This window comes from Actinoplanes sp. NBC_00393 (assembly GCF_036053395.1).
GTDB lineage: Bacteria > Actinomycetota > Actinomycetes > Mycobacteriales > Micromonosporaceae > Actinoplanes.
The window spans coordinates 5,702,420-5,724,278 of record NZ_CP107942.1 but is presented as its reverse complement, the minus strand read 5'-3'; the positions used below and the strand labels follow the sequence as shown (position 1 = coordinate 5,724,278).

Annotated in this window: 10 protein-coding genes; 3 read left to right on the top strand and 7 right to left on the bottom strand. The window is 71.4% G+C overall.

The window, feature by feature from the left end:
- Positions 1 to 542: 542 nt before the first annotated feature.
- The 5 genes from OHA21_RS26680 to OHA21_RS26660 form a co-directional block, all read right to left on the bottom strand.
- Positions 543 to 2,750: a cytochrome P450 gene (locus OHA21_RS26680; RefSeq protein ID WP_328459278.1), complete on the bottom strand. Its 2,208-nt coding sequence runs from the start codon at positions 2,748 to 2,750 to the stop codon at positions 543 to 545.
- 8 nt (positions 2,751 to 2,758) lie between these two features.
- The gene (locus OHA21_RS26675) at positions 2,759 to 3,901 is read right to left on the bottom strand and encodes a serine hydrolase domain-containing protein (protein ID WP_328459276.1); all 1,143 of its coding nucleotides are present in this window, start codon (positions 3,899 to 3,901) and stop codon (positions 2,759 to 2,761) included.
- Complete coding sequence (locus OHA21_RS26670; RefSeq protein WP_328459274.1) at positions 3,898 to 4,710, bottom strand: SDR family NAD(P)-dependent oxidoreductase; 813 nt, start codon at positions 4,708 to 4,710, stop codon at positions 3,898 to 3,900. The genes OHA21_RS26675 and OHA21_RS26670 overlap by 4 nt, the downstream gene beginning before the upstream one ends.
- 84 nt (positions 4,711 to 4,794) lie before the next feature.
- Complete coding sequence (locus OHA21_RS26665) at positions 4,795 to 6,258, bottom strand: MFS transporter (RefSeq protein WP_328459272.1); 1,464 nt, start codon at positions 6,256 to 6,258, stop codon at positions 4,795 to 4,797.
- Positions 6,259 to 6,375: 117 nt separating this feature from the next.
- The gene (locus tag OHA21_RS26660; protein WP_328459269.1) at positions 6,376 to 7,011 is read right to left on the bottom strand and encodes a TetR/AcrR family transcriptional regulator; all 636 of its coding nucleotides are present in this window, start codon (positions 7,009 to 7,011) and stop codon (positions 6,376 to 6,378) included.
- 142 nt (positions 7,012 to 7,153) lie between these two features.
- Between OHA21_RS26660 and OHA21_RS26655 the strand changes: the two genes are divergently transcribed.
- From OHA21_RS26655 to OHA21_RS26645, 3 genes are all read left to right on the top strand, one after another.
- Positions 7,154 to 7,867 (top strand): FadR/GntR family transcriptional regulator, encoded by a 714-nt coding sequence (locus OHA21_RS26655; protein WP_328478241.1) that lies wholly within the window; start codon positions 7,154 to 7,156, stop codon positions 7,865 to 7,867.
- Positions 7,868 to 7,986: 119 nt separating this feature from the next.
- On the top strand, positions 7,987 to 8,814 hold the full coding sequence (locus OHA21_RS26650; RefSeq protein ID WP_328478239.1) for a sterol desaturase family protein: 828 nt from the start codon (positions 7,987 to 7,989) through the stop codon (positions 8,812 to 8,814).
- The gene (locus tag OHA21_RS26645) at positions 8,811 to 9,464 is read left to right on the top strand and encodes a lysoplasmalogenase (protein WP_328478237.1); all 654 of its coding nucleotides are present in this window, start codon (positions 8,811 to 8,813) and stop codon (positions 9,462 to 9,464) included. The genes OHA21_RS26650 and OHA21_RS26645 overlap by 4 nt, the downstream gene beginning before the upstream one ends.
- Before the next feature lie 5 nt (positions 9,465 to 9,469).
- Here OHA21_RS26645 and OHA21_RS26640 read toward each other — a convergent pair whose 3' ends face one another.
- Entirely contained in the window at positions 9,470 to 10,654 is a 1,185-nt protein-coding gene (locus OHA21_RS26640) for a S8 family peptidase (protein WP_328478235.1), read from the bottom strand.
- Between the two features lie 83 nt (positions 10,655 to 10,737).
- Positions 10,738 to 21,837: a non-ribosomal peptide synthetase/type I polyketide synthase gene (locus OHA21_RS26635; RefSeq protein WP_328478233.1), complete on the bottom strand. Its 11,100-nt coding sequence runs from the start codon at positions 21,835 to 21,837 to the stop codon at positions 10,738 to 10,740.
- Between the last annotated feature and the right edge of the window lie 22 nt (positions 21,838 to 21,859).

Genomic DNA, 21,859 nt, shown 5'->3' with positions numbered 1-21,859 from the left:
GCCACGCATGTAATTGCGGCCTCATTCCATGCGTGAGTGCCAGCTGAGCCCGGCCGTCCGGCTGTGAGGCACCTGATCAAAGCCGCACTCGGTGCGTCAGCGCCAGCCGAGGTCCGCCGGCCCAGCTGAGGCCCGTCAGCGCCAGCCGAGGTCCGCCGGCCCAGCCGAGGCCCGTCGGCCCAGCCGAGGCCCGCCGGCCCAGCTGAGATCCGCCGGCTGGCCATCGGCCCGTCAGCTGGCCCTCACGCACCCAACCTCGGCCTGATCCCATGCTGCGGCCACCTTGATCAGATTCGGGCTGACGCAGAGCGTTGCATCCCGCTCGCCGAAAGCGCGCTGGCCGTCAGCCGGACGAATTGGCTGACGGCCAGCGCTGCTTCGGGCGGCGGGATACGACCGTGTGGGTCAGCCCGGCAGGTGGCTGACGCTCAGTGCTGCTTCCGCGGCCGGGATACGACGGTGGGTGTCAGCCGGGGGAACTGGCTGACGGCCAGGGCTGTTTCGGGTGGCGGGATACGACGGTGGGCGTCAGCCGAGGGGGTTCAGGCGTCGAGGATCAGCTTGGGGCAGCTGGGGGCGGCCCGGGAGACGCAGAGCATCAGGGACTGGTTGGCTCGCTGTTCAGCGGGGGTCAGGATCGAGTCGCGGTGGTCGGCCTCGCCGGACAGGATTCGGGTTTCGCAGGTGCCGCAGGTGCCCTCTTTGCACGATGACAAAGCGGTGATGCCCTGCTCCTCAGCGGCCTGCAGGATGGACCGGCCGGGCGGCACCGTGACGGTCACCCCCGACGCCGCGAACTCGACCTCGAAAGCGACGTCAGCCCTCGGCGCGATGCGTTTGGGTGCGAAACGTTCGGTGTGCAGTGTGCCTTCCGGCCAGTGCGACAGCGCTTCTTCGAGGGCGGTCAGCAACGGTTCCGGGCCGCAGGCGTAGACCAGCGTGTCCGGGCTGACGGAAGCGAAGATGCCGGCCAGATCCAGGAGCCCGTGTTCGTCGTGCGGGGTGAGGACGACCCGGGAACCGTATTGGGCCAGCTCCTCGCAGAACGCCATCGACGAACGGCTCCGGCCGCCGTAGTGCAGCGTCCACTCGGCTCCGGCAGCCGTCGCCGCCGCGAGCATCGGCAGGATCGGCGTGATCCCGATGCCACCGGCGACGAAGACGTAGCGCGGCGACGGCACCAGCGCGAAATTGTTGCGTGGCCAGCCCGCCCGAACCACGTCGCCGACAGCGAAGGAATGGATGCCGGCGGAACCACCGCGACCGTTCGGCTCGCGCAGCACACCGAGTCGCCATTGCGCGGAGGAAGCCGGCGACGACGACAGCGAATACTGCCGCACCACGACACCGTCGCTGACCGGGATCCGTACGTCGACGTGCGCCCCCGGCTCCCAAGGCGGCAGCGCATCGCCGTCGGGGTGCGCGAAATGCAACGCCACGACGTCGCCGGCCGGCTCGGAACGGGCGGTGACGACCAGATCCATCCCCCGTTTGACCCGCTTCTTGGACCGCTCGATGTCCGCGAGATCCCAGGTCACCGGCAGGTTGGCCCGCACCGGCAGCAACGCCATCCGGATAAAGTCCAGCGGGAACCCCGGCACCGGCCGGACCGACGGCAGCCGCTCGAACAGCACCTTCAGCCCGGTCGCACCCTGCACCCGCGCCAGAGCCTGCCCCAGGCACGTGTGCCGCCCCGCCGTGAACGCGAGGTGGTCCGCCGGGTCAGGCCGGTGAATATCGAACTCGAACGGCCGCTCGTAATGCGAAGGATCGGTGTTGGCACTGGCCAGCGACACCCAGATCATGTCCCCGGCCGCAACGGAGACGCCGCCGATCTCCATGTCCCGGGTCGCCTGACGCGAGGCGAACGGCGAAGACGGCCGCCGCCGGATCGTCTCCTCGAACACATTGGCCCACAGCGCCGGATCATCCAGCGCCTCCGCGATGTACTGCGGCTTGTCCGCGAGAAACAGCACGGCGTTCGTCATCGCCTGGGCAGTGGTGTCCGCCCCGGCGAGGGCGAATTCGCACACCTTCAGCGCGATCTGCGCGACGGAGAGCGTACGCTCAGCCGCCATTTCAGAAATGAAATCGTCGCCCGGGTTCTCCCTGCGCTCGGCGACCACTTTCGACAGTTCGGCGAAGGACGAGGAGAACACCTCCCACACCTCGTCGATGATCTCCGGCGGCATCTGCTCCTGCGCCGACGACAGCACCCGCCCGGTCGCGTTGCGCAGCCGCCGCATCATCGGGTCGTGCTCGTAGCCGAGACCGAGATGCGCGCAGAGCGTCTGGGTCGTGAGCTCGAGGCAGTACTCCTCCATCAGGTTCGCCGAGCCCTGCTGCTCCAGTTTGTCGATGATGCGGTGCGCCCGCTCCTCGATCTGCGGCCGCAACTGTTCCATCCGGGCCACGGTGAAACCGCGCAGGGCCACGCCGCGGTGAACCGTGTGACCGTCCGGGTCCATCCCGACGATCATCTCGGACATCAGGCCGGGCGGGACGATGTGCTGGTACTTCTCCGGCACCGGGATGCTCGCGGTGTTGCCGGCGGAGGAGAACTCGGTCCAGTCGCCGAGCACCTTGAGCACGTCCTCGCGGCGGGTGACGATCCAGGCGTTCAGCCACGGGTACCAGAAGACCGGGTGCTCGTCGCGTACCTTCGCGAAGTGCATCGACGGGTCGGTGTAGTAGTCGTCGCTCATGGCGTCGAAGCCGTGCGCGACCGGGCATCGTTTCAGGTCGGTCATAACGGTCCTTACCGAGCGGCGGCGACGGCCATGGTGGAGAGCTTCTGGAAGCGGGCGACGTTCTCGCTCTCCTCCATCACGCCGGCCGAGAGGAAGACGAAGGTCAGGTCGCGCTCCGGGTCGACCCAGAACAGCGAGGAGCCGGCGCCGTAGTTGCCGTGGGTGCGCGGCGAGGTGAACGGGCCGAAGAAGCTCGGCGCGGTGCCCGTCCCGGAAAGGGAGAAGCCGAGTCCGAAGTTGCCCTTCGGGATCTCCCAGCCGCGGGCCTGCGCCATCGCCGCGTACAGATCGTTGGGCATGTCCCCGGTCTGCAGCGTGGTGGCCTGGTCCATCACCGCGGGCGCCACCAGCCGCGGCCCGTTGCCGCGGACCATCTCGGCGAACGCGAACACGTCCGCCACGGTCGACACGGCACCGACCCACGGCATCTCGGCGTCCTCGGTGATGTGCTCGTTGAGGCACTCGATGTCCGAGGGCTGCAGGAAGCCACCCTCCGGCAGGTAGGCCTTCAGCGGCACGGCCCGCCCGGCCAGCCGGGCCGGCAGCCCGAACGCGGTGTCGGCCATGCCCACCGGGTCGAAGAGCAGGTCCCGCGCCAGGTCCCGGAAATTCTTGGCACCGTACGCACGACGCACCATCTCACCCATCAACGCGTGATTGATCGCCGGCGCGTAGTTGAGATTGGTACCCGGCTCGAACAGCACGTCCACACTCGCGAGCGCCGCGACAACGTCAGCCAGCACGCCGAAGCGGTCCGGGCCCAGCCCCGGGTTCGGCGTCGGCGGCATCCCCGAGCGGTGGGTCAGCAGGTGGACCAGGTTGATCCGGTCCTTGCGCAGCATGTGGAACGGGTCGGTGCCGAGGAACTCCGGGATCAGGTCGACGACCCGGGTCGACAGCGCCAGCCTGCCCTCGCTGACGGCCCGCAGCGCGAGCACGTTGGTGAAGCCCTTGGTCAGCGACAGGACCCGGAAGACGTCGTCCCGGCGCAGCGACCGGTTGGTGGCGCGTTCGGCCCAGCCGGTGGTCAGGTCGAGGACGATCTCGCCGTGGCGGGCGAGGATCACGTTCGCCCCGTCGTACGCCCCGCGCTCGATGTCCCGGTTGATCTCGTCGGCGAGGCGCTGGACGGCTGCCCGGTCGATGCTCATGCCATCACCAGCCCGCCGGACGGGGAGATGGTCTGCCCGGTGAGGTAGGCGGCGTCCGGACCGGCCAGGAAGAGCACCTGCCGGGCGACCTCGGCTGGGTCGGCGGCCCGCCGGATCGGCTGCATCCCGATCAGGAACTGCCGGAACTCCTCGTCGGTCTGCCGGAACAGCGGGGTGTCCACGGCGCCCGGCGCGAGGGCGTTGACGGTGATGCCGAACGGGGCGAGCTCGGTGGCCGCCTCGCGGGTGAGGCCGAGGACCGCTGCCTTGGACGCGGGGTAGTACGGCGGCATGACGACGCCGATCAGCGCCGCGGCGGAGGAGAAGTTGACGATCGAGCCGCCCTGGTTGGCCTTGAGCAGCGGAACCGCGGCCCGCATCGCGTAGAAGGTGCCGTACAGGTTGATCCGCAGCACCCGGTCGAAGTCGTCGTCGCTGGTGTGCTCGATGAACTCCGAGTGGTGCTGCTCGCCGCGCTTCATGGCTTCGAAGACCTTGAGGTTCTCGGCGTTGAGGGCCTCGTTGGCGGCCCGGCCGGGAGCGTTCACCCCGGCCGCGTTGACCAGCACGTCGAGCCGGCCGTGGTCGGCGCCGACGCGGGCGAAGGCCTCGTCGACGGCGGCGCTGTCGGCGATGTCGAAGGCCAGCGGGACGGCCCGGGGCAGGTCGTCGAAGGCCGTCTTGAGCGCGTCGGCCGAGATGTCGGCGCCGTAGACGTGGGCGCCCTCGTCGTGGAAGGCGCGGGCCACCGCGTGACCCATGCCCGATGCCGCTCCGGTCACGAAGACGACCTTGTCCGCGAAACGCATGGGGTTGCTCCTCTGAAATCGGGGTGTGACGACGGTCGCACACTCACAAGACATGTGTCTAGTGAGTGTGCGGCCGAATTCCACTCAGTTTCGGGTCGGTTTCAGGACCAGACCGGCCACGACCGCGACCAGTGCGGCGACCGCAGCGATCACGAAGGCGTGGTCGAACAGCGCGGCCTGCGGCAGCGGTGGGAGCCCTGGGATCGGCGAGCCGTCCGGCAGCAGCGCCGGGCCGGTGTACGAGTTCTGCAGCGCCGCGAAGATCGCCGCGCCCAGCGACGACGCCGCCAGGGCCATGGAGACGTACAGCGACGCGGTGCCGGCGCCCTTGCCCTCCTTGGCCTCCACGGCGATCACCGAGACCGCGGTCGACAGCACGGTGGTGTAGCCGAACCCGTAGATCAGGATCGCGGCGAGCATGGTCGCGACGTGCGCGTGGTCGACCCGCAGGATCGCGAACGCGACCGCCATCAGCAGGCCGCCGAGGACCAGGCCGGTCCGGGCCGAGGTACGCCGCAGCAGGCCGGGGATCACCTTGGCCGCGACCAGGCCGGCCGCGGTCATCGGCAGGAACACGAAGGAGGCCTGCAGGGCGGTGTACCCGAAGCCGGGACCGATCTGCAGCGGGCCGGTCGGCAGCGGCAGCGTGCCGGGGATCTGCAGCAACGCCATGGCGGCGTTGAACAGCAGCATGCCGCAGACCCCCAAGGTCAGGAAGGCCGCGTACGCCGGAGTCAGATTGCGCCCGGCCAGCTCCCGCACGTCCAGCAGCGGGTGCGTGGCCCGGGCCTCGACCAGCAGCGACAGGGCGATGACAGCCAGGCCGCCGAGTATGCAGGCCAGCGTCCGCCAGTCGCCAAGACCCCAGGCGGTGGACTGCGAGATGCCGACGCACAGCAGCGTCAGGCCGATGCCGAGCAGCACCACCCCGGCGACCTCGATGCGCGGGCGGCCGGCGGCGTGCCGCTCGAGCGCGTCCGAGTCGCTGCCCCATGCGAGGAACGCCAGCAGGCTGACCAGCGTCAGCGCCGCACCCAGCCAGAACGCGTGCCGGAACGTGCCGCCCGCCTCGACGATGATCCCGCCGAGGAAGAACCCGCAGAAGACGCCGATCGCCTGGCCGCCCGCGATGATCGCGATCGCCTTGCGCTTGTCGGTGCCGGTCAGCCGGTCGTTCATGATGCCGATGCACAGCGCCTGGCCGGCCATCATGCCGGTCAGCGCGCGGCCGATCAGCAGGACCAGGAAGTTCGGCGCGAGCGCGGAGATCACGAAGCCGGCGATGATGCCGGCCACGCTGTAGATCATCAGCCGGCGGTGACCGTAGCGGTCGCCGGCCTTGGCGAGCAGGGCGATCGTGGCGGCGCCGAAGATCGTGGTGCTCATCAGCGCCCAGGTGGTCTGGGCGGGCGACAGGGTGAGTTCCTGGCTCATCGAGCCGTAGAGCGGGATCGCCACCATCGTGCCGATCTCGTTGAGCATCTGCAGTGCGGAGAAGGTCAGGGCCATCAGGAGGCCGGAGCGGCGCCACGGCACCGTTCGCGGCACGGAAGGACTGAGGGTCTGCGACATCGTCGTCCTCGCAGGGTCTGAGGCGCGGCGCGGTGGAGCCGCGCTGTGAGCGGGGCCACAGCGTGCCTCAGAAGTCACTCAGTTGACAAGTGTCTAGCGAAAGTTGGTCTCCCGTGAGGCGATGCTGGGCGAACCCGACAGTGCGGATGCCAGCGCCTCGGCGATCTCGGCGACGACGGCGTCGAAGAAGTCCGGCCGGTCCCGCACGACGGTGAAGTGGAAGGCGCGGTCGATCGTCATGACCAGCGCGACCAGCCGGGCCTCGGCGCGCTCCCGGCTCAGCCCGCCGGTGACGAGCCGGTCGATCACGCCGGGGATGCCGTCGGCCAGCCGCCGGTAGAACGAGAACCACTCGTCGGCGACGGCCTGCTCGTTCGCGAGGGCCTGCTCCATCGAGGTGAACTCCATGCGGTAGCGGCGCCACAGTTGCGCGTGGCCGCGCAGCCACGACTCGGCCGCTGCCGGGGTCGGGTCGATCGTGCCGAGCCGCTGGAAGTCGGCGACGATGTCCGGCTCGACGTTGCGCATCAGCTCGACGACGATCTCCGCCTTCGACCGGAAGTGCAGGTAGAACGTCGCCCGCGAGACCCCGGCCTCTTTCGCGATCATCTCGGCGGTCGTCGTCGCGTACCCCTGGGTCACCAGCAGGCCGCGTGCGGCCTGGACCAGGGCGACACGCGTGCGTCGCTTCTGCTCGATACGGGAAACGGAGGTGGTCGGCCGCGGCATGGTTGCAGGGTACGTGGGGCGCCGCCGGCATCGGTTTCGAGCAGGGCGGGCCACCCGCTCGCCGGGCCGTTGCTCGAGCGCTCATCAAGTAACTGGTCCAACCAGTTGACGGGTTGCTGTGATGGCGGGCACACTGCCGGGCATGACGTTCGAACCACTGTCGCGCGAGTCCGTGTCGGACCAGGTGTTCGGCCGGCTGCGGGATGCTGTCGTCGCCGGGCGGTACGCCGCCGGTGACCCGCTGCCGAGCGAGCGCGAACTGGCCACCACCTTCGGCGTCAACCGGCACGCGATCCGTGAGGCGCTGCGCCGGCTGCAGCAGCTCGGCCTGGTCCGGGTCAGCCAGGGCGGCGCCACCCGGGTGCAGGACTGGCGGGCCACCGCCGGCCTCGACCTGGCCATGACCCTCGCCGCCGCCGGGGACGTGCTGCCCGTCGCCACCCTCAACCGCGACGTGCTGGAGATGCGCGCCTGCATCGGCGCCGACGCGGCCCGGCTCTGCGCCGAACGCGCCGAGCCACCGGCCCGGCAGGCGATTGCCGAAGCTGTGGAGGCGTACGCGGCAGCTGTCCCCGACCTGGCCCGGATGGCCACGGCCGACCTGGCCCTGTGGCGGCGGATCGTCGAGGGCTCCGGCAACATCGCCTACCTGCTGGCGTTCAACAGCCTCACCGCCGGAGCACTCGCCGTCGGGCACATGCCGCCGCACCGGCGTACCGCTGAACTGCTCGATGTCGCCGCGCACCGCCGGCTGTCCGAACTGATCACCGCCGGCGACGCGGCCGGCGCTGAAGGCGTGGCCCGCGCCCTGCTCACCGCCGCGGTGCCCGCCGAGACCCGAACGCCACGCCCCTGATCCCGTCCTCCCGCCGCAGCCGGAACCGCGGCAGGAGGAACGACCGCAAAGCCAGCGTGACGCTGCTCCGGCGTCGCGCTGATCACCCCTGCCCGCCGAACCGATGGGACCCCTCGCCCATGATTCCCGCCGTCCTCTACGCCGTCCCGGCGTTCCTGCTGCTGATCGTCATGGAGTTCCTGTCGTTCCGGTTCCTGCCGGACGACGAGGAGCGCGGCTACGAAGCCCGCGACACCGCCACCAGCCTGTCCATGGGCATCGGCAGCCAGGTCATCGGCGTGCCGTGGAAGCTGTTCACCGCGGTGCTCTTCGCCGGCCTCTACGTGCTCAGCCCGCTCAAGCTCGACCCGACCGACTGGTGGGTGTGGGTGCTGCTGTTCTTCGCCGACGACTTCGCCTACTACTGGTTCCACCGGCTGCACCACGAGGTCCGTGTCTTCTGGGCCGGGCACGTCGTGCACCACTCCAGCCAGTTCTTCAACTTCTCCACGGCGCTGCGGCAGAGCTGGACGCCGATGACCGCGCTGCCGTTCTGGCTGGGCCTGGCCGCGCTCGGCTTCCCGCCGTGGATGATCTTCCTGCAGCAGTCGATCAGTCTGGCGTACCAGTTCTTCCTGCACACCGAGCGCATCGACAAACTGCCCCGGCCGATCGAATGGTTCTGGAACACCCCGTCGCACCACCGGGTGCACCACGGCGCCAACGACCCGTACCTGGACCGCAACTACGGTGGCATCCTGATCATCTGGGACCGGATGTTCGGCAGCTTCGAACCCGAGGGCGAACGGGTCCGGTACGGGCTGACCACCAACATCGAGACCTACAACCCGCTGAAGGTGGCCACCCACGAGTACGCGGCGATCTGGCGTGACCTGCGGTCCACCTCGAACTGGCGGCACCGCGCCGGCTACCTGTTCGGCCGTCCCGGCTGGCAGCCCGCCTCGTGAACCTGCCACTGAAGCTGTTCGCCGCCGCCGCGACGGTCGAGATCGTCGCGGTGGCCGCGGACTGGACCGCCCTGCAGTGGGTCGCCAAGCCGCTGCTCGCCCCGTTGCTCATCTGGCACCTGCTGCGGCACGGGCGCCCGGACGTGGTGGTCGTCGCGTTCGTCTTCGCCACCGCCGGGGACATCGCACTGCTCGTGCCGGGGGACACCGCGTTCCTGATCGGGATGCTGTTCTTCCTCGGCACGCAGATCAGCCTGATCGTCGCGTTCCTGCGCCGGGCCCGGCCGCTGTGGTGGGCCTTCGCCGGGTACGGGCTGCTGTGGGCGGTCGCGAATCTGGTGCTGGGGGAGAGGTTGGGCGCTCTGCGCGTACCCATCGCGATTTACAGCCTGGCCTTGACCGCGATGGCTGCGGCAGCGGCTGGGGTCTCCCGGCGGGTCGCGCTGGGCGGGCTGCTCTTCCTGGTCTCCGACCTGCTGATCGGCCTGGGCGCCGCAGGCATGCGGCCGCCGGCGCACGGCGTGCTGGTGATGACCACGTACGCCGCCGCGCTCTTCCTGATCGCCACCGGCTGGACCCGCGCGGCTTTGACAGTGTGGGGAGGCCGGGTGGGACCGCACCCTGGCCTCCCCAGCACTGTGGGGGAGTAGTGCTCCTAGAAGGCGCCCGTGTAGAGCAACCGGTTCGGTGAGCCGGAACCGGGGCTGGTCACGACGCCCGTGGTCGCGTTGCCGACGATCGCGGCGTGCACCTGGGCGGGGGTGGCGCCGGTGTTGCCGGCCAGGTACAGCGCGGCGGCGCCGGCCACGTGCGGGGCGGCCATCGAGGTGCCGCTGATCGTGTTGGTGGCGGTGTTGCTGGTCGACCAGGCCGACGTGATGCTGATGCCGGGCGCGAACACGTCGACGCAGGTGCCGCGGTTGGCCCAGGACGGCTTGGCGTCGCTGCTGTTGGTGGCCGACACGGTCAGCGCCGTCGCGACGCGCGCCGGGGACTGCGTGCAGGCGTCCAGGGCGAACAGGCCGAACAGGCCGTTGCCGGCCGCGATCGCGTAGCTGACGCCGGAGGAGATCGACGCGCGGACCGCGTTGTCCAGGGCAGTGTCGGCGCCGCCACCGAGGCTCATGTTGGCGACGGCCGGCTTCACGGCGTTGGCGGTGACCCACTCGATGCCGGCGACGACCTGCGCGGTCGTGCCGCTGCCCTCACAGTTCAGCACCCGCACCGCGTGCAGCTGCACGCCCTTGGCCACGCCGTGCGCGGTGCCGCCGACAGTTCCGGCGACGTGCGTACCGTGGCCGTTGCAGTCGTCGGCCGTGCCCCCGTCGATGGCGTCGAATCCGCTGCTGGCGCGCCCACCGAAGTCGTTGTGACTGGTCCGGATGCCGGTGTCGATGATGTAGGCGTGCACGTTGGACGCGGTCGTGCTGTAGGTGTAGGCCTGGTTGAGCGGGCGGTTGCGCTGGTCGATCCGGTCCAGGCCGTAGGACGGCGGGTTGGTCTGCGTGTCGGAGATCCGGTGGATCACGTTGGGCTGCACGAACGCGACGTCCGGGTCGGCGGCCACCTGCCGCGCCTTGCGCGCCGACATGGTCGCCGCGAAACCGTTGAAGACCTTGGCGTACGTGTGAGCCACCGCCGCCTTGTGCTCGGCGGCGACGGCGCGGGCGACCTTGCCGGACTTCAGGACGACGACGTAGCTGTCCGGCACGACCTCGGCGCCGGGAACTGCGAGAACGTCTGCTTCGGCGGGCGCCGCCTGGGCGCCGGTGGCCACTCCGAACACCGACAGCACGATGGCGCCGACTGCAGCGGCGCCACGACGGATGGCTGTATTCACCTGAACCTCCCCACGTTGGGTGGTCACGCAACCACGCCACGTGACGCTAGCAGGTGAATTGAAGCCTGTGAATCAGTCTCGGCTTATCGAATGGTGGGAACCTCCAGCGGAGTCTCCAGCAGGTGCAGTGGGGCGGCGCGCACGCCGGCGGCGTCGAGGGCGTCCCAGTACGCGGCTGCGGCCAGGGCTTCGACCGGGCCGCTGAGCAGCGGCAATCCCGGGGTGACGGCGTGCAGCAGGGACTCGAGCCGGCAGGACGCGATCGTGTCGGGCAGTCCGGCTCGCGCTGGGGCCGGCAGGCCCGCGGCGACGGCGCGGGTGGTGGGGCCGCAGTCCAGCAGGCCGCCGCCGATGATCAGTACGTCGTGAAGGTCGCGCATCCGGGCCAGCGCCCGGGTGGTGTCGAAACAGTGCGGGAACGAATCGTCGACCACGATCGTGCCGGGCCGCAGCCGGCCGATGTCGAGAGTGCCGGGGCCGCCGCTGGTGGCGGCCACGATGACATCGGCGCGGTACACCGCATCGGGGGCCACCTGAACCGCATCGCTGTCGCCGGGTCCGCTCGTGGTCGTGGCGATCTCGATCGGGCCGGGGAAGCCGGCGGCTTCGAGCTCGCGCGCCAAGTCCGCCAGCCGGGCGGCGGCGGCCGGCAGGTCGCACAGGACCAGGCCGGCCGGTGGCTGCTCGGCGCGGGCCAGCAGCAGGCTCAGCGACGAGGTGCCGATCGAGCCGGCGCCGACCACCGCGAGGACGCTGCCGGACAGCTTGCGGTCCTGCGCGGCGAGCGCGGCGAACGTGGTGCGCACGACTGACGCCGCGGTGACGGCATGGCCGGTGGTGATCCGGGCCCGGGAGCGGAGGTGGCTGACCACCGCGGTTCCGTAGCCGGTGTGAGCGGGGATCATGCCGGCCAGCGACACCGTGCGGGCGCCGTGGGCAGCGGCGAGGTCCACGGCAGCGGCAGCGTCGATGGCGAGGCCGGACCGGGTGAGTTCGTCGGCGAAGCGGGGCAGGCTGACGAAGCCGGACCTGCCGAGGCGGGTCGTCACGGTCTCCAGCAACCGTGGCCGGCCGCCGGGGAACAAGGCCGCGCGGATGGTTTCGCGGTCGAGGGTGGGGAGCGCGGCGCGTACCTCGTCGGGGAGGTCTCCGGCCAGGGCCGCGAGTTGCGCTGGAGCCGGTAGGTAACCGACCAGCGCAGCATCCAGCAGTTCGGCCGCTGCCGACGCCGGCGCAGCAGTGGCGTGGTCGCGTGGTTCGCTTGCTGCTGGCGGCGCGGTGATCGCCTCGTTGCGGCGCGGTCGGTTTGCGGCCGATTCGAGGTCGGCGTGCAGCTCCGTGGCGAGCTGTTCCAGCTGGTCCTGCGGGAGGTTGCCGCGCAGGGTGAGGCGCAGGCCGCCGGATGATGGACGGACCGCCAGCAGGACGTCGGTGCCCGGTGGGACGGCCAGTTCCGTCTCGGTGTCGTCCCAGGTCAGGCTCAGGGTCTCAGCCTCGACCGGGCCGAGGGCGGCGAAGTCGAGGTAGGTGAAGAAGTGCTGCCAGCCTTCCGGGGCGGTGAAGACGGTGCTGCGGGCCTCGACCACCGCGTCGGCCATTCTGTGGAGGTCGGCGGCGTGGTCGGTGGGCGGGCCGGGGCGAACGGCGACTGCGGTCGCGCACGGCCCGAAGAGCCGGGCCAGGTCCAGCAAGGCATGATCACGGCCGGTCACCGCAACCCCGATGGTCGGGTCCGGGCGGCCGAGCCTCCGGCCGAGGCAGCGATGGTAGGCAGTGAGCACCGGTACAAACGGCGTCACACCGGCTTCGGTGGCGATTTTCCGCAGGCGGGCCGCGGTCGCCGCGTCCACAGTGAAGCCCGTCGCGCTCGGCGTCCCCACCGCGAACCCGCCGCCGGCCGACCGATCGCGCGCCACCGATACGGGCGTGCGGCGGCCGAGCAGCGCAACGTAGTCACGGAACGTCGAGCGCAGCGGAGTCAGGGCCTGCGGGCCGCGGTCGTAGACGGCCAGGAGTTCCCTGGTCAGCAGCGCGACGCTGTAACCGTCACCGATCAGATGGTGGGCGTGTAGGAGCAGTACGTGCTCGTCGGGGCCGGACCGCAGCAGCCGCAACCGCAGCAGCGGCCACTGAGCCGGATCGAATCGGATCGCCCGCTCGGCGGCCATCTCGTCGGCGAGCGACGCCGGATCCGGGTCGTAGGCGACGATCAGCCGGGTGCCGACCGGGAGTTCCTGCTGCATGGGCGGCCGGAAGACGGTCCGCAGCATCGGATGCCGGTCGACGAGCACGTCGACTGCCCGCTGGAAGCGATCCAGGTCGAGCGGCCCGTGCAGGCGCGGCGCGGCCAACCAGGTCGACGGCGTGCCGATCGCGTCGGCCAGCAGGAAACCGCGCTGGCTGAGAGTGAGCGGAAAGGCGCCGGTTGCGGCCGGGGGCGCTGCGGCCGGGGTCGGGTGCGCGGCGTCGATGGCGGCTGCCAGGGCGGCGAGCGTGCGGTGCCGGTAGATGACAGTCGGCCGGGGCAGGGACGGCAGCTCCCCCTCCAACGCCGCGAACATCTCCAGCACGCCGATCGAGTCGCCGCCCAGCGCGAAATAGTCGTCCTCGCGGCTGGGCTCGGGAACGCCCAGCTGGTGCGACCAGACCCGGGCGAGCAGGCGTTCGGTCGCGGTGGCCGGAGGAGCGGCGGGTTCGCGGGCGGCCACGGCCGCCGGCGTCAGCAGGGCGCGGTCGATCTTGCCGGTTGCGGTGAGCGGCAGCGCGGCCAGCACCGAGATGCGGGCCGGCACCAGGTAGGGCGGCAGCAACCCTTCGAGGTACGCGCGAAGCTCGCCCCCCGAAGTCTCCCCGCGCGGCTGCACCCAGGCGAGGAGGCGGCTGCCGTCCACCCGCACGGCGGCGCTGTCGACGGCCGGGTGGCGGCGCAGCACCGCCTCCACCTCGCCCGGCTCGATCCGGTAGCCGTGGAGTTTCACCTGGTCGTCGACGCGGCCACGGAACCAGAGCAGGCCGTCGGCGTCCTGGACGGCGCGGTCTCCGCTGCGGTACCAGCGTGCGCCGTGCCGCTGCACGAACGCCGTCGACGGGTCGTCCAGGTAGCCGGCCGCCACCCCGGCCCCACCGATGTACAGCTCGCCGACCTCGCCGGGCGCGCACACCCGGCCGTCGTCGCCGACCACTTCGACCAGCGCGCCGCCGACCGGGCGGCCGATCGGCAGATGGGTGACGTCGTCGGCGGGCCGTTCGCTGATCACGTGGAAGGTGGCGTTGATCGTCGTCTCGGTCGGGCCGTACAGATTGGTGATCCGCTGACCCGGCCCGAACAGGTCGAACCACCGCCGAACGTGCACCGGCGACAACTCCTCACCACCCACGTGCACCCAGCGCAACGCCAGGTCGGGGCGCTGCCTCTCGGCCGCGCCGAGGAGCCGTTCCCACAGGGTCGGCACCGAACTCCACACCGTCACCCGGTCACGTTCGACGCGTTTCAGCAGTTCAGCCGGGTCGCGGACGGTGTCCCGGTCCCAGGCGACCACGGTCGCTCCGACGAGCAGGGGCGCCAGCAACTGCCGCACGGACGCGTCGAAACAGATCGACGCGGTCTGCGCGAGCCGGTCGCTGCTGCGATAGCCGAACGCCGCCAGCGACCAGTCCAGATAATTGACCATCGCCCGGTGCGTCACCGGAACACCCTTGGGGCGGCCGGTCGAGCCGGAGGTGAAGATGACGTACGCGGTGTCGTCCGCCCGGGTCGTCACCGGCGGCGGCTGGCCGTGCGGGGACGTGCGGCCGTCGACCAGCGTGAAGCCGCCGAGCGCCCGGGCCGCGTCGCGGGTGGTGGCGTCGCAGACCACGACGGTCGCGCCGGTGCGGTTGAGCTGGTCGGCCAGCCGCGCCGATGGGTGGGCGGCGTCCAACGGCACCCACGCGGCACCGGCTTTGAGGATCGCGACGACGCCGATGACGGTTTCCGCACCCGGCCCGGTGAGCAGCCCGATCTTGCACGCGCCGGTCGCCGCCAGCCGGGCGGCGAGGCGATCCGAGGCAAGATCAAGGTCAAGATAACTGAGGGGTACGCCTTCCGTGAGCACCGCGATTGCCGAGGGTGTGCGGTGGCATTGCGCCCGGATCCGTTCGACGATCGGCGCGGCCTCGGCGGCCTCAGACGGCAGCCCGGCGGCATCGGCAGGCGGTTCGGCACGTTCGGTGGGCGCGTCGGCGGCGCCGGCCAGGGCGGACAGTTCGGCGAGGTGTTCGGTGGCGAAGCGTTCGATCGTCGCGGCGTGGAACAGGGCGGTCGGATAGTTCCACGAGAAGTGCAGGGTGCCTTCAGCCTCGAAGCAGACCAGGCCCAGTCGGGTCGCGGCGGAGGCCGTTCCGGCGTACGTCGCTGCGATTTGATGCGTGGCCGGCGCCGCGGTGGGGAAGCGGGCGTAGCTGAAGCTCGCGGGGCTCGCGGTGCGGGGCCCGGCGGTGCTCGCGGCCAGCATGCGGGCGATGTCGACGGTGGAGACCGAGCCGTGCTGCTCAGCCGTCAGCCAGGCCTGGCGGAGCCGGTCGGCGAGGGCGGTGGCGGGTTCATCGGGGGAGACGTCGGCGAGCACCGGCAGGGTGTCGGCGAACGGGCCGACCATCCGATCTATTCCGGTCAGCCGGGCGTCGCGGCCGGCCCGGGCCACCGCGACCGGCACAGTGGACTGCCCGCTCCAGCGGGCCAGGCACCGCACGTAGCCGGCGAGCAGCAGATGGAAGAGCGACACCCCCGCGGTGCGGGCTTGAGCGGTGAGGCGCGCGGTGAGTTCCGGGTCGAGACTTCTGTGGTGTACGGCGAACGGCGCCTTCGGTTCGGCGTCCGGTTCACCATCGAACGGCAACGCGAGGCCGGGGTAGGTCGCCAGAGTCGATCGCCAGAATTCCAGGTCGTCACCGGTCGGCGGAGTCCGGGTGGCCTCGTGGTCCGCGAACGTGGCGTGGGGCGGTGGCGGCGGCTCGGCTCCCGCGTACAGCGTCCACAACTCGTCGCCGAGGACCGCGAGGCTGAAGCCGTCGGCTGCGGCGTGATGCGCGACCAGGATCAGATGGGCGAGGTCGGGGTTCGCGACGGCGAGCACTGCGCGGATCGGGGCTTCGCGGGTCAGGTCGAAGGTGCGGTTGCGCAGTTCGGCCTCGAGTTCTGTCACTGGCCGGGCCACATCGGTCACGGCGAACCACGTGGGCTGCCCGGGGCCGGCTGCGGCGAACCGTTGCGACTGCGGGCCGAACCGGACGCGCAGCATCGGATGGCGTCGTTCCAGTTCGGCGAAGGCGAGGCCGAGCCGGGTGGCGTCGATCGGGCCGGTCAGTGTCTGCCGGACGTAGGCGTAGGCCGGAACCTCCGGATAGAGCCGGCCGGTGGTGTGGAACGCGAGCTGTACCGGGCTGAGCGCGAACTCCGGCGCCCCGGCCAGATGGCGGGCCAGTTCGCCGAGGGTGCGGTGTTCGAAGAACAGGGTCGTCGACAGGGTTCGTCCGAGGCGGGTTTCCAGGGCTTTGACCAGGTCGACGGCGGTGAGCGAGTCGAGGCCGAGGGCGAGGAACGGTTCGTCCAGCCCGATCGTCTCCGGCTCCCGGTTCAGCGGTCCGGCGAGCAGCTCCCGGACGATCGTCACCAACCCGTCGAAGCCGGCCCCGGGCGGCTCGCCGCGTCCGCTGACCGTCGCCGTGCCGGCAGGCGTCGTACTGGGACCGGGGGCGCTGCTTCCTGCCGGTGTGTTCGCGTGGGCGGTGACCAGCACCTGGGCGGTGTCCAGGGCGGCGGCTGCCCACAGGACGTCCGGCACCTGCTCCAGCGGCAGGGCGCGGGGGGTCGCCGGCAGGTGGGCTTCGGCCAGACCACCGCCGGTCAGCGGGGGCAGGTTCACGGCGACGAAGCGGTGGCCGGCGGATCGTTCGGCGGCGGCGAACGCGTCGAGGTAGGCGTTTCCGGCCACGTAGTCGCCGACGGCGCCGGCCAGGCCGGGGATCACCGAGGAGATGGAGGACAGGGCCACGAACAGGGGCCGGTGTGGGCGGACAGCTTCGGCGAGCAGGGTGGTGCCCTGCACCTTGGCGGCGAGGCCGTCGAGGATCTCGGCCGGGGTTTTGGCTCGCAGGCTGCCGGGACGCACGATGCCCGCGGCCTGGATCACCACGTCGAAGCGGTGGTCGGCGACCAAGGCAGTCACGTCCGCCGGAGTGGAGATGTCCGCTACCTGGTAGGTGGCTGTGGCGCCGAGCTCGCGGAGTTCGGTGAGCAGGGCGGTGGGTTCGGGGGAGCGGCCGGCCAGCAGCAGACGGGGGTTTCCGCGGCGGGCCAGGTGGCGGGCGATGGTGGCACCGGCCGCTCCGGCGCCGCCGACGAGCAGGTAGTGGCCGTTCGGGGGCAGGTCGAGCGGGGTGGCGGCCGGGGCGGGGACGAACTCGCGGGTCAGCCGTCGGCCGTTGCGCCAGGTGACGATCTCGGCGGGGCCGGGCGACGGGGGTGCGGCTGATTCCTGTTCGACGGCGGTGCGGCGGGCCTCGTCCGAGGCGGTGGACGAGAGGTCGATTACGCGTACCCCGAGGTTGGGGTTCTCGTCGGCCAGGGCCATCGCGAAGCCGGACCAGACTGCGTGGCCGGGACGGGGATGTTCGGCGTAGAGGTCGGTGGTGACGAGCAGCAGGTGGCCGGTGCGGGGTGTGGTCGTCAGCGCGGTCGCGGCGGAATGCGGATCGCCCGCGGTGAGCACGGTTACCGGGCCGGTGGTGGGGGTTGCGGGGAGCGGGGCGTCGACCCAGCGGGGGACCGAGAGGGCCGGGTCGGTGATCCAGTGGCGGCGGCGCTGGAACGGGTAGGTGGGCACGGGGACCCGGCGGGTGCCGGCGTCGAGGTGGGTGCGGTCGAGGGGTACGCCGCGACGCCACAGGTCGCCGGCGGTGTCCAGGAGTTCGCGGGTGGTGCGGCCGGCTGGACGTACCGATGCGGATTTGATCAGCGGGACCAGCGCGACGCCGGCGCCCAGCTCGACGAAAGTGTCGTAGCCGGCGGCGCGCAAGCGGTCGGCGGCCGCTGCGAAGCGGACCAGCTGCACGGCGTGGGCCGTCAGGTAGGCGGTGTCGAAGGGGGCGTCCCAATCGGCGGTGACCGTGCTCAGCAGGGGAATGTTCGCAGGTCGCACGGTGGGTGCCGGCAGCGCTGCGGCGACCGGGGCCATCGCGGGGGAGTGGAAGGCGTGCGAGACGGCCAGCGGGAGAGTGGCGATGCCGCGGGTGGTCAGTCGGGCGGTGGCGTCGTTGATCGCCTCGGGTGGGCCGGACAGGACCACGCGGTTGGGGGCGTTGTGGGCGGCGATGACTACGCCGGATTTCAGTACGCCGGCCAGGGTCTCGGGGGCGGCGGCTACCGCGATCATCGCGCCCGGTTCGGCGTGGGTGGTGGTCAGGCGGCCCCGTTCGGCGGCCAGACGGACGGCTTCGACGGGGGTGAGCATTCCGGCGGTCACTGCGGCGGCGAACTCGCCGATGCTGTGGCCGGTCACGGCGTTCGGGCGTACCCCGAAGGCCTGCAATTGGGCGGCCTGTGCCGCCGCGAAAGCGACCACCAAAGGTTGGGTGACTTCAGTGCGGGCCAGGTCTTCCGCGGGGATGTCCGGGTTGATGCACCAGTCGACGAGGGTGCGGCCGGCGATCGGGCCCACCGCTGCCGAGACTTCGTCGAGGGTGGTGCGGAAGACGGGGGCGGTTGCGTAGAGTTCCGCGCCCTGGCCGGGGGTTTGGGTGCCCTGGCCGCTGAAGAGGAACGCTACGCGGGGCGCCCGGCCGATCGGCGGGCCGGGAGTTACCGTGGCCAGTTGCGCGGCGAGGTCACCGTCGGTGGTGAGCGCAATCCGGTGCGGGCCGTCGTCGCGATTCGTGGAGGCGGTGGCGCAGACGTCGGCTTCGCGCAGGTCGGGATGGTCGCGCAGGTAGTCGGCGAGGTCTTCGGCGGCGGCCCGGAGTGCGGCGGCCGAGCGGGCCGACAGGGTGAGCAGATGCGGGCTCGACGTGCCGATTCGTGGTGGGACTGCGTGCATCGGCGCGGCTGCCAGGATGGCATGGGCGTTGGTGCCGCCGAAACCGAAGCTGTTGATGCCGGCCACCAGCGGGCCGGTCCATTGCCGGCGCTCGGTGACCACTTCGAAGCCCGCACCCGCCAGGTCGAAGCGTGGCGTCGGGCGGTTGTGGTGCAGCGACGGCGGTAGTTCGCGGTGCTGCAGGGCCAGGATCACCTTCACCAGGCCCGGCATGCCCGCCGCGTTGAGCAGGTGACCGATATTGGTCTTCACCGAGCCGAGCAGCCGCATCCGGCCGTCCGGCAGCGGCGGGAAAGCGTGCGCCAGCGAGCGGGCCTCGATCGGATCGCCGACCGCTGTGCCGGTGCCGTGGGCCTCCAGGTAGGACACCTCGGCCGGATCAACTCCGCATTCCCGGTAGGCCTCGGTGATCACTTCCTGCTGTACCAGCGGGTTCGGTGCCATCAGGCTCAGTGAGCGGCCATCGTTGTTGACGGCTGTACCGCGGAGCACGGCCAGCACCGCGTCGCCGCCCGCATCCGGCAGGCGGGTCAGCACCAGCGCGGCGCCGCCCTCGCCCGGCACGAAACCGTCGGCGTCCGCGTCGAAGGCCCGGCAGCGGCCGGTGGGGGAGAGCGCCTGCGCGGCGGCCAGGAGATGGTGGCCGGTGGCGGTGAGGTTCAGGTTGACGCCGCCCACCACGGCGATGTCGCAGTCGCCGGCGGCCAGGCTGCGCCGGGCCAGATGCAGCGCCACCAGCGCAGAGGAGCAGGCGGTGTCGATCGCGAGGGCGGGTCCGTGCAGATCGAGCAGGTGCGCGACGCGGGCAGCGGTGAGATTGCGCAGCGTCCCGGTGAGCGCGAAGGGATTGCCGGTGCCGGCCCAGGCTGGTGGGTCGCCGGCGCTGGTTTCGGCTATCAGCGATGGGTAGCCGCTCTCGCCGACGGCAGCGAACACGCCGATTCGTCGGTTGCGGCGGCGTGGGCCCGCGTAGCCGGCGCGTTCGAGGGCTTCGTGGGCCAACTCCAGGAAGATCCGGGCGTGCGGGTCGAGGTAGCGGGCCTCGGCGTCCCCGATTCCGAAATATCCGGCATCGAATCGGCTCGGATCAGCCAGGAAAGCGCCATGGCCTCCGCCGATCCAGCGGGTCACCGGGCCGACGCTGTCGCGGCCGGCCAGCAGGTTGTCCCAGAACTGCTCGGGCGTATCGGCGTCCGGGAACCGGCAGGCCATGCCGACGATCGCGATCTCCGCGGCCGGATCGGTCCGCGCGGCGGCTCGCGCGGGGTGGGTGGCCGGGCCCGAGTCAAGGGTCAGCAGCCGGTCGGCCAATGCGGCGACGGTCGCGCAATCACGCAACAGAACCGGATCGAGGGTACGCCCGAACGCGTCCTCCAACCCCGCCAGCACTTCCATCGCCGCCAGCGAAGACCCGCCGATCGCCAGGAACCGGTCGTCGGGCCCGATCCGCTCCACCGGAACGCCGAGCACGCGAGCCCAGACCGCCCGGACCACCTGCTCGGTCTCCACCCGGGTCCGCGGCGGTGTGCTCTGCGGCGGCGCGGCCTTGACGTGCGCCGACCGTGCGTAGGCCTCCGGAATCGGCGGCGCCTCGGCCGCGATGCGCTCCCGCAAGGTCTCGCGGCGCAGCTTTCCGCTGGTGGTGCGCTCGAACGTGCCGTTCGGGACCACGCGCACCTCGACGCCGTCGTAGCCGAGGGCCTCCGCGAGCCGCCCGCGAACGCGGTCAGCCACTGACGGGTCGGCACGCACTGCTGGCGCCGCCAGGAAGGCCACGACGCGTTCCCGGCCGCCGGCTGCATCGGTCACGCCTACCACTGCGACCGGGCCGGGGCCGAGGCCCGGCGTTCCGGCCGCTACCTCTTCCAGGTCTGAGGCGTGGAAGTTGCGGCCGTGCACGAACAGGACGTCCTTGTGCCGCCCGGTGACGCAGAGCCGACCGGATCTCAGGAACCCGACATCGCCCGTCTGCAGCCAGCCGTCCGCCAGCGCTGAGTCGCCGCCGTGATAGCCGCGGCTGACGTTCGGGCCGCGCACCTGGATGTGACCGACGAGGCCTTCCTCCAGGACCAGGCCGGCGTCGTCGGTCACCCGGATCGCGCAGCCCGGCACCGGAAAGCCGACGTCCATGAACTCCACGGCCGGCGCACCCGGGCCGGCGTCCACCGCCACCCCGCGCGCCAGGGCCGCCCGGCTCAACCGGTGTGGGCGGGCCAGTTCGCCCATCGGCGGGCAGGCTACGGCGACGGTAGCTTCGGCTAGCCCGTACACCGGCTGCAGTGCTCCAGGATCGAGCTTCGCCCGGCGCAACTTTCCGGTGAAGGCCCGCCAAACGGTGGGGGAGATCGGTTCCGCGCCGACCATGACCAGCCGCACGCTGCTCAGATCCAGCTTGTCGAGGATCACGTCCGGCACGCGGCGGTTGACCAGGGCGAGCGCGAAGTTCGCCGCCGACAGGATGGTGGCGCGATGCTCGGCCGCGACCTGCAGCCAGTGCGCGGGGCGTTTCGCGAATGCGAGCGGGCTGATCCGCACCTGCTTGCACCGCAGGTGCATCGGCGTCAGGTGGGTGCCGATCAAGCCCATGTCGTGGAAGTACGGCATCCAGGTGACGACCACGTCGTCCGGGCCGCCGGCGCATGCCTGGGCGGCCTGTTCGACGTTCGCCGCCAGGTTGCCGTGGGTCAGTTCGACGCCCTTCGGCGTACCGGTGCTGCCGGAAGAGAACTGCAGGAGCGCCAGGTCGTCCGGACTGACCGGCACCGGCTCAGCGAGCGGCAACGCTGAACGCAGCTCGGCCGCCGAGAAGGCCGGCGGCCGGCCGAGCAGGCGCCGCACCGCTTCGATCCGGGCCGGCTCCGGGGGCAGCGGCACCGGGACCACGCCGGCGACCACCGCACCCCAGAACAGCGACAGGAACTCCGCGCTGTCCTCGGTGACCAGCAGCATCGGATCGCCCTGGGACAAGCCCGCGGCCCGCAGCCCGCCGCCGATCCGCAACGCGTCCGCGTACAGCTGCGCGTAGCTGGTGAACCGCTCTCCGTCGACGTGTGCGACGCCCTGCTCCGGCGCCTCGGTCGCGGCCCGGACCAGCACATCGGTCAGCGTCATGATCAACAGCCTATCGAGGCGG